This window comes from Streptomyces sp. NPDC059832 (assembly GCF_042731715.1).
In the GTDB taxonomy this organism is placed as follows: Bacteria; Actinomycetota; Actinomycetes; order Streptomycetales; family Streptomycetaceae; genus Streptomyces.
Genome location: NZ_JBHWIY010000046.1, coordinates 37,237 through 45,785 on the forward strand (window position 1 = coordinate 37,237; position 8,549 = coordinate 45,785).

Here is an 8,549-nt window from a genome sequence, read left to right on the forward strand (position 1 = left end):
CAATGGCGATGCACGAGAGGGGGCCCGGGTCTGCCGTGGTGGAGAACCGGGGCACTGGTGGGGCCCTGGGTTCCTCCGTCCGGATCCTGCGCGATCCGGACGCAGGACCCTCGGTCAGTGGCGCACTCCTCGCAACTCCTCGGCCAGTACCTTTCCGATCTCGCGCAACGGCTCGGCCGTGGTCATGTCCCAGTGCTCGCAGTCGATGTCGTGCTCCTCGACGCGGCCCCCGACATGGGGTGCCCAGGCGTCCGCCCCGCCCGCCGCGGCCGGGGTGCGGGCGGCGTTGAAGAACACCGCGTCGCCGCCGAACCGCCGCCGGGGAACGTACCGGTAGCGCATCTCCAGGTTGCCTGCCGTCGCGGCGACGACCGCCGCGGCCTGGGCGGGCTCCAGCGCGCCCAGGATCGCGTCCTCGGCGCGCAGCACGGCGGCCAGCTCCTCCGCGTCCGGGGCGGTTTCGGCGCACCGTACGTCGAGTTCGGCGCCGCGTCCGCCGAGCAGCGCGGTCAGCACCTCCCGGCCGGTGATCGCGGGTGGCCGGAATCCGTCGGGCAGCGGGTAGGAGTCGAGCAGCGCCAGGATGGCGACCTCCTCGCCCTGCTCCTCCAGCCGGGCAGCAACGGCGTGCGCCACCAGACCGCCGAACGACCAGCCGAGCAGGTGGTACGGGCCGTGGGCCTGGACCGAGCGGATCTCGGCCACATAGCCGTCCGCCATCTCCTCGATGCCGGCCGGCCGGTCCGAGGGGCTGGTCAACTCCTTTGCCTGCAGCCCGATCAGCGGACGTCGCCCGCCGATGTGCCGGAGCAGTCCGGCGTACGACCAGCTCATCCCGGAGATCGCGTGGACGCAGAACAGCGGGGCCTCGTCGTCGGTGCCGGACGCGGCCCGGATCGGCAGCAGCGTCTCCATCGGGTCGCCGCCCGTGTTCGTGGCGATGTGTTCGGCGAGCAGCACGGGCGTCGGGTACTGGAACAGGTCCCGGATGGTGACGCGGGTGTCCCAGATGCCGCGGATCCGGCCGATCAGCCGGGTGGCGAGCAGCGAATGGCCGCCCAGTTGGAAGAAGTGGTCGTCGATGGTGACCGACGTCAGGCCCAGGACCTCCGCGAAGAGGCCGCACAGGACTTCCTCCGCCGGGGTGCGCGGCGCCCGGCCGCCGCCGGTGTCGGCCTGCTGCGGTTCGGGCAGCGCACGGCGGTCGAGCTTGCCGTTGACCGTCAGGGGCAACGCGTCCAGTGGCACGATCGTGGCCGGCACCATGTACTCGGGCAGGGCCGCGACCGCGTGCCGGCGCAGTTCGGGAATGTCCGGCCGACTGCCTTCGGTGGGCACCACGTACGCCACCAGCCGTTTGTCACCGGGCCGGTCCTCGCGGATCAGCACCGCCACCTGGGCGAGGGAGGGGTGCCGCAGCAGCGCCGATTCGATCTCACCCGGCTCGATGCGGAAGCCCCGCAACTTGATCTGCTGGTCGGCCCGGCCGAAATACTCCAGCGCGCCGTCCTGGCTCCAGCGGGCCAGGTCGCCGGTGCGGTACATCCGCGAGCCGGGCGCGCCGTGCGGGTCGGCCACGAACCGCTCCGCGCTCAGTACGGGCTGTCCGATGTAGCCGTGGGCCAGGCCGTGCCCGGCGACGTAGAGCTCACCGGGGACACCCGGCGGCAGCAGCCGGAGGTTCTCGTCCAGGACGTAGGCGTGCTTGCCGGCGATCGGCCGTCCGATCGGGATGGCGGGCGCCGGCCCGGTGAGGGTGTGGGTGGTGGTGAAGCCCATGCTCTCGGCCGGCCCGTAGCCGTTGACCAGGTGGAGGTGGGGGTGGTCGGCCAGCGCCTTGGCGGTGTGGGCGGGTGAGGCCGCCTCACCGGCGGTCATGGCCTCCTTGATCTGTGAGAAGACCGCCGGGTGCTCGTCGAGCATGTGGTTGAACAGGCTCGCCGACATCTGCAGGGTGGTGATCGCGTGCCGCTCCACCAGCTCCGCGATCTGGTGCGGATCGGTGTGCTGGCCGGGCTGGAGGACGCAGACGCCGCCGTGCAGGAGCGGTCCGAAGACCTCCAGTGCGAAGGCGTCCCAGGACACCGGGGAGCTCTGCAGATAGGTCTGCCCGGGGCCGAAGTCCAGGTAGTCGGGGCCGATGAACGTGGCGGCCAGCGCCCGGTGCGAGGCCGCGACCCCCTTGGGAACTCCGGTCGATCCGGAGGTGAACATCACGCAGGCGATGGACTCCGGGTGCCCGCCCGTCTCCACCGGCGTCCCCGGCAGTGCGCTGATCGCGGGTACCTCCGCGGTCAGGTCGACCAGGGTGGACGGGGTCGACAGGGCCGTCAGGTGGGCCTGGGTGACCAGCGCCGCCGGATCGGTCTGCCCGAGCACGGTGTTCAGCCGGTCGGCCGGGAACTGCGGGTCGAGCAGGGTGTATCCGGCCCCGGCCTTGAGGGCGGCGAGCAGTGTGGCGATGAGTTGCGGGGACCGCTCCAGATGGATGGCGACGATGCTGCCCGGGGTGACCCCGTGCATGGTCAGGTGGCGGGCCAGCCGGTTGGACCAGATGTCCAGCTCCTGGTACGTCACCTGCTGCTCCTCGTGGACCAGCGCCACCGCGTGCGGGGTGCGGGCGGCCTGCTCCGTGAAGAGTGCGTCGAGCCCGAGGGCGGGCGCCGGTGACTGCGCACCGCTCCACTCCCGCAGCTGCGCCCGCTCGTGCCCGGACACCATCTCCAGCTCGGCGAGGGGCAGATCGGGGGTGGCCACGGCGCCGGTGAGGAGCCGGACCAGGCGGTCCGCCGTGGCCTCGATGGTGCGTGCGTCGTACAGGTCGGTGGTGTACTCGATCAGGATGTCGAGTCCGTCGGGCCGGCCGTCGGCGGCCCGGCTCTCGGCGAACGCGAAGGTGAGGTCGAACTTAGCGACGGAGACCGGCGGGATGGCGAACTCGCTCTCCAGTCCGGCCAGTCGGGGAGCTTCGTTGCTGGTGTCGCCGACGGTGAGCATCACCTGGAAGAGGGGGTGCCGGGCGGTGGTGCGCTCGGGGTTGAGGGCTTCGACCAGCCGGTCGAACGGCAGGTCCTGGTGGGCCCAGGCGGCGAGGTCGGTCTCGCGGACCCGGGTGAGCAGCTCACGGAAGCTCGGGTCGCCGCTGGTGTCGGTGCGCAGGACGAGCGTGTTGACGAAGAAGCCGATGAGATCGTCGAGCTTCTGGTCGGTGCGCCCTGCGACGGGTGAGCCGAGCGGGATTTCGTGCCCGGCGCCGGAACGGGACAGCAGGGTCGCCACGGCCGCCTGGGCCACCATGAACAGGGTGGTCCCGGTGTCCTGGGCCAGGGACATCAGGGCGGTGTGCAGCTCGGCGGGGCAGTGCACGGCGTGTGTGCGGCCCCGGTTGGAGGCGACGGCGGGGCGGGCGTGGTCGGCGGGCAGCGTGGCCTCCTCCGGCAGCTCGGCGAGCACCCCGCGCCAGTGGGCGAGCTGGCGTTCCTCGTCGCGCTCCAGGAGCCGTTGCTGCCAGAGGGAGTAGTCGGCGTACTGGACCGGCAGCGGCTCCCAGGCGGGGGCGGAGCCCTCGGCGCGGGCCTGGTAGGCGGTGGCCAGGTCCCGGAAGAGCGGTCCGTTGGACCAGCCGTCGGAGGCGATGTGGTGGATCACGAGCATGAGCACGTGGTCCTCGGGCCCGAGCTCCAGCAGCTGTGCCCGGTACGGCAGTTCGGCCGCCAGGTCGAAGGTCCGGCCGGCCTGGGCGGCCAGCCGCTCCGTGAGCTCCTCCTCGGTGGTGGTGATCAGGGGGAGGTCGGTGGTGGTCGGGGGAAGGATGTGCTGGTGGGGGGTGCCCTCGTGGGTGGGGAAGACGGTGCGCAGGCCCTCGTGGCGTGTGGTGAGGTCGGTGAGGGCGAGCTGGAGGGCCCGGTGGTCGAGGGAGCCCTTGAGCCGCAGGGCGAGCGGGATGTTGTAGGTGGCGGACGGGCCCTCCATCTGGTCGAGGAACCACAGACGCTGCTGCGCGGACGAGAGCGGAATGATCTCCGGGCGCTCCTCGGGCATCAGGGCCGGTCGCCGCTCCCCACTGCCCTCGGCCGCGATCCGCTCGGCCAGCTGCGCGACGGTCGCGTACTGGAACAGGTCCCGGATGGTGATCTCGGTTTCCCACACGGCCCGGATGCGGCTGATGAGGCGGGTGGCGAGCAGGGAGTGGCCGCCGCGCCGGAAGAAGTGGTCGTCGATGGTGACCGACGGCAGTCCGAGCACGGCCGCGAAGAGGCCGCAGAGGACTTCCTCGGCGGGCGTCCGGGGCGGGCGCCCGCCGGCGTCGGTGCTCTGCCGGGGCGCGGGCAGGGCACCTCGGTCCACCTTGCCGTTGGTGGTGAGGGGGATCTCGTCGAGGACGACGAAGGCGGACGGGACCATGTACTCCGGGAGTGCGCCGGCGATCTCGCGGTGCACCGCCTCGGTGTCGATCCGGGAGCCGTCGGCGGCGACGAGGTACGCGGCAAGGCGTTTGTCACCGGGCCGGTCCTCCCGGACCACCACGGTCGCCTGCCCCACGCTCCCGTGGGCTGTCAACGCGCTCTCGATCTCGCCGAGTTCGATGCGGAAGCCGCGGAGCTTGACCTGCTGGTCGGCGCGGCCGAGGTATTCGAGCGAGCCCTCGTGGTTCCAGCGGACCAGGTCGCCCGTGCGGTACATCCGCGTTCCGGCCGGGCCGTACGGGTCCGCGACGAAGCGTTCCGCGGTCAGCGAGGCACGGTTGAGGTAGCCCTGGGACAGCCCGGCTCCCGCGATGTACAGCTCGCCGGGAGCGCCCGGCGGAACCAGCCGCAGGGCGGCGTCCAGGACGTACAGGCGGTGGTTGTCGAGGGGCTCGCCGATCGGGACGGCACCCGCGTAGTCCAAGGGACGGTGGATGCGGTGGGTGGTGGCGAAGGTCGTGGTCTCCGTCGGACCGTAACCGTTGACGACCGTGACTTCGGGGCAGTGGTCCATGACGCGGCGCACCGCCTCCGGCGGAACCACGTCACCCCCCGCCCATACCTCACGCACCCCGGCGAACGCCTCGGGTGCCTCCTCCGCCATGACGCGGAAGAGACCCGCGGTCATCCAGAGCGCGGTGACCCGGTGCTCGGTGAGCAGGCGCTGGTAGTCGGTGGGTGCGAGATGGCCGCGCGGTGCCACCACGACCGTACGGCCGTTCAGCCACGGCACCCAGATCTCGTACGTCGAGGCGTCGAAGGCGGCCGGCGAGTGGAACAGCACGCGCCGGTGGTTGCCGTTCGCGTACATGGTCTGCGCGGCCAGGTCCGCCACGTTGCGGTGCGTGACCGCGACGCCCTTGGGCACTCCCGTCGAGCCCGAGGTGAACATCGCGTACACCGGCTGGTCGGGGTGGATGGTGTGTGCCGGAGCGGTGGCGGGCAGCCGGTCGAGGTCGATGGTGTCGCCCAGGACGACGATCTGCGCGTCGGCGTCCAGGACGACCTGGTGGTCCGAGAGGGCCTGGTCGGTGAGCAGGACCGGTGCCCGGGTGTCGGCCAGGATCTGGACGAGCCGGCTGTCCGGGTCGGTGGTGTTCAGCGGGGCGTACACGGCACCGGCCTTGACCACGGCGAGCAGTGCGGTGAGCAGGTCGGTCGAGCGCTCCATCAGGACGGCGACCACGTCGTGCCGTCGTACTCCGACATCGATGAGGTGGTGGGCCAGCCGGTTGGTGACCTCGTCGAGTTCGGCGAACGTCAGATCGCGGTCCTCGTCCACCAGGGCTATCGCGTCCGGGGTGCGGGCGGCCTGTGCGGCGAACAGCTCCGCCAGGCTCATCCCGGACGTGCCGGTGGCGGCGCCGCTCCGCTCCTCCAGGAGCAGCCGCCGCTCGTGCTCGCCGAGCAGGTCGAGGACCGACAGCGGGGTGTCGGGCGAGGTGACCACGGCCTCCAGCAGCCGGTTCAGCCGCGCCATGAGGGCGTCGATCGTCCGGGCGTCGTAGAGGTCGGTGGCGTACTCGATGGTGATGTCCAGACCGTCCGGCCTGCCGTCACGGGTGCGGTGCTCGGCGAAGCCGAACGTCAGGTCGAACTTGGCGATCTGCAGGGCGCTGTACTCGGTACGGGCGTCGAGCCCCGGGAAGCCGATGACGTCCGAACCGGCCTCGCCCATGGTGAGCATCACCTGGAAGAGCGGGTGGCGGGAGGCGGAGCGCTCGGGGTTGAGCACCTCGACCAGTCGGTCGAAGGGCAGGTCCTGGTTGTCCCAGGCCGCCAGATCCGTCTTGCGGACCCGGGAGAGCAGGTCGCGGAAGCTCGGGTCGCCGGTCAGATCCGTGCGCAGCACCAGGGTGTTGACGAAGAAGCCGACCAGGCCGTCGAGTGCCTCGTCGATGCGCCCGGACACCGGGGAGCCGATCGGGATGTCGAGGCCGGCGCCGGAGCGGGACAGGGCGGTCGCCACGGCGGCCTGGACCGCCATGAACAGCGTGGCACCGGACTCCCGCGCGAGATGGGTCAGACCGATGTGGAGGTCGGCGGGCAGGTGGACGTCGCAGGTGGCGCCCACGTACGAGGCGGAGGCCGGGCGCGGACGGTCGGCCGGCAGGGTGGCCTCCTCCGGCAGCTCGGCCAATGCCCGGCGCCAGAAGTCCAGTTGGCGGGATCCGGCGCTCTGCGGGTCGTCGCCCTCGCCGAGCAGTTCCTGCTGCCAGAGGGTGTAGTCGGCGTACTGGACCGGGAGCGGCTCCCAGTCGGGCACGACGCCCCGGGCGCGTGCTTCGTAGGCGGTGGCGAGGTCCTGGAGCAGGGGCGCGGTCGAGCCGCCGTCCGACACGATGTGGTGCATCACGATGAGCAGGACGTGCTCCTGCTCGCCGAGGGCGATCAGGCGTGCCCGGACCGGCAGGTCCACCGCGAGGTGGAATACCTGGGCGGACTCCTCGGCGAGCACGACCGGCAGCGTCGCGGCGTCGGCCGGGATGACCTCCAGTGCGAGCTCCACGTCCTCCTCGGCGAGGATGTGCTGGTACGGCGTGCCGTCCTGGTCGGGGAAGAGGGTGCGCAGGCTCTCGTGTCTGCCGACCACGTCCAGGAGCGCCGACTGGAGGGCCGGGCGGTCGAGTTCGCCGTTCAGCCGCACGGCGAGCGGGATGTTGTAGGTGGTCGACGGCCCTTCCATCTGGGCGATGAACCACAGCCGCTGCTGGGCGAATGACAGGGGAATCACTTGGTCACTCCCATCCGGCGCATCGGCCGAAGTCTGGGCCGTGCGGCCTCGGCGCCGTCGAGCTTCTCGACGAGCGTGGCCACGATCGGGTTTTCGAAAAGGGTCGCCACGGAGAGTTCGACCCCGAGTACGGTGCGGATCCGGCCGACGAGCCGGGTGGCGAGGAGCGAGTGCCCGCCGAGGTTGAAGAAGTGGTCGTCGATGGTGACCGACGGCAGTCCGAGGATCTCCGCGAAGAGACCGCACAGGACTTCTTCCTTGGCGGTGCGCGGTGCGCGCCCGGTGGCGTCGTTGCCGAACTGCGGGGCGGGCAGGGCGCGTCGGTCGACCTTGCCGTTGACGGTGAGCGGGATCTCGTCGAGGACCACGAAGGCGGACGGGATCATGTAGTCGGGCAGCAGCCCGGACACCTGGCGCTGTACGTCCCCGGGTTCGATCCGGGCGCCTTCCTCGGCGGTGAGGTAGGCGACGAGGCGCTTGTCGCCGGGCCGGTCCTCCCGGACCACGACGGTGGCCTGGGCCACGCCCGGCCGGCCGACGAGGACGGTCTCGATCTCGCCCGGCTCGATGCGGAAGCCGCGGAGCTTGACCTGCTGGTCGGCGCGGCCGAGGTATTCGAGGGAGCCTTCGAGGTTCCAGCGGACCAGGTCGCCGGTCCGGTACATCCGCGTACCGGCCGGGCCGTACGGGTCCGCGACGAAGCGGTCGGCGGTCAGCGCCGGGCGGTCGAGATAGCCCTGTGCCAGGCCGGCTCCCGCGATGTACAGCTCGCCGGGCGTTCCCGGCGGAACCAGCCGCAGGCCCTCGTCGAGAACATAGAGCCGGTGGTTGTCCAGGGGTTCGCCGATCGGGATCGCACCGGCGTGGTCCAGTGGGCGGTGGATGCGGTGAGTGGTGGCGAAGGTCGTCGTCTCCGTCGGGCCGTATCCATTGACGACCGTCAGCTGCGGGCAGCGGTCCATGACCCTGCGTACTGCCTCCGGCGGGACCACATCGCCTCCGGCCCACACCTCACGCACCCCGGCGAACGCCTCCGGGACCTCCTCCGCCATGACGCGGAACAGACCCGCCGTCAGCCACAGCGCGGTGATGCGGTGCTCGGCCAGGAGCCGCTGGTAGTCGGCCGGGGCCAGGTGCCCCGCGGGGGCGACGACGAGGGTGCCGCCGTTGAGCCACGGCACCCACATCTCGTACGTCGAGGCATCGAACGCCATCGCGGAGTGGAACAACACCCGACCGTGATTACCGTTCGCATACATCGTCTGCGCCGCCAGGTCCGCCACATTGCGATGCGTGACCGCGACACCCTTCGGCACCCCCGTCGAACCCGACGTGAACATCGCGTACAC

2 protein-coding genes are annotated in these 8,549 nt (G+C 71.5%); both read right to left on the minus strand.

Annotated features, from left to right (window positions below):
- Positions 1–114: 114 nt before the first annotated feature.
- A complete protein-coding gene (locus ACFV8T_RS40840) occupies positions 115–7,200 on the minus strand; it encodes an amino acid adenylation domain-containing protein (RefSeq protein WP_385337695.1) in 7,086 nt (2,361 codons plus the stop codon).
- Positions 7,197–8,549: amino acid adenylation domain-containing protein (locus tag ACFV8T_RS40845; protein WP_385337698.1), on the minus strand; the 1,353-nt coding region annotated here is incomplete at its 5' end. The genes ACFV8T_RS40845 and ACFV8T_RS40840, both read right to left, overlap by 4 nt.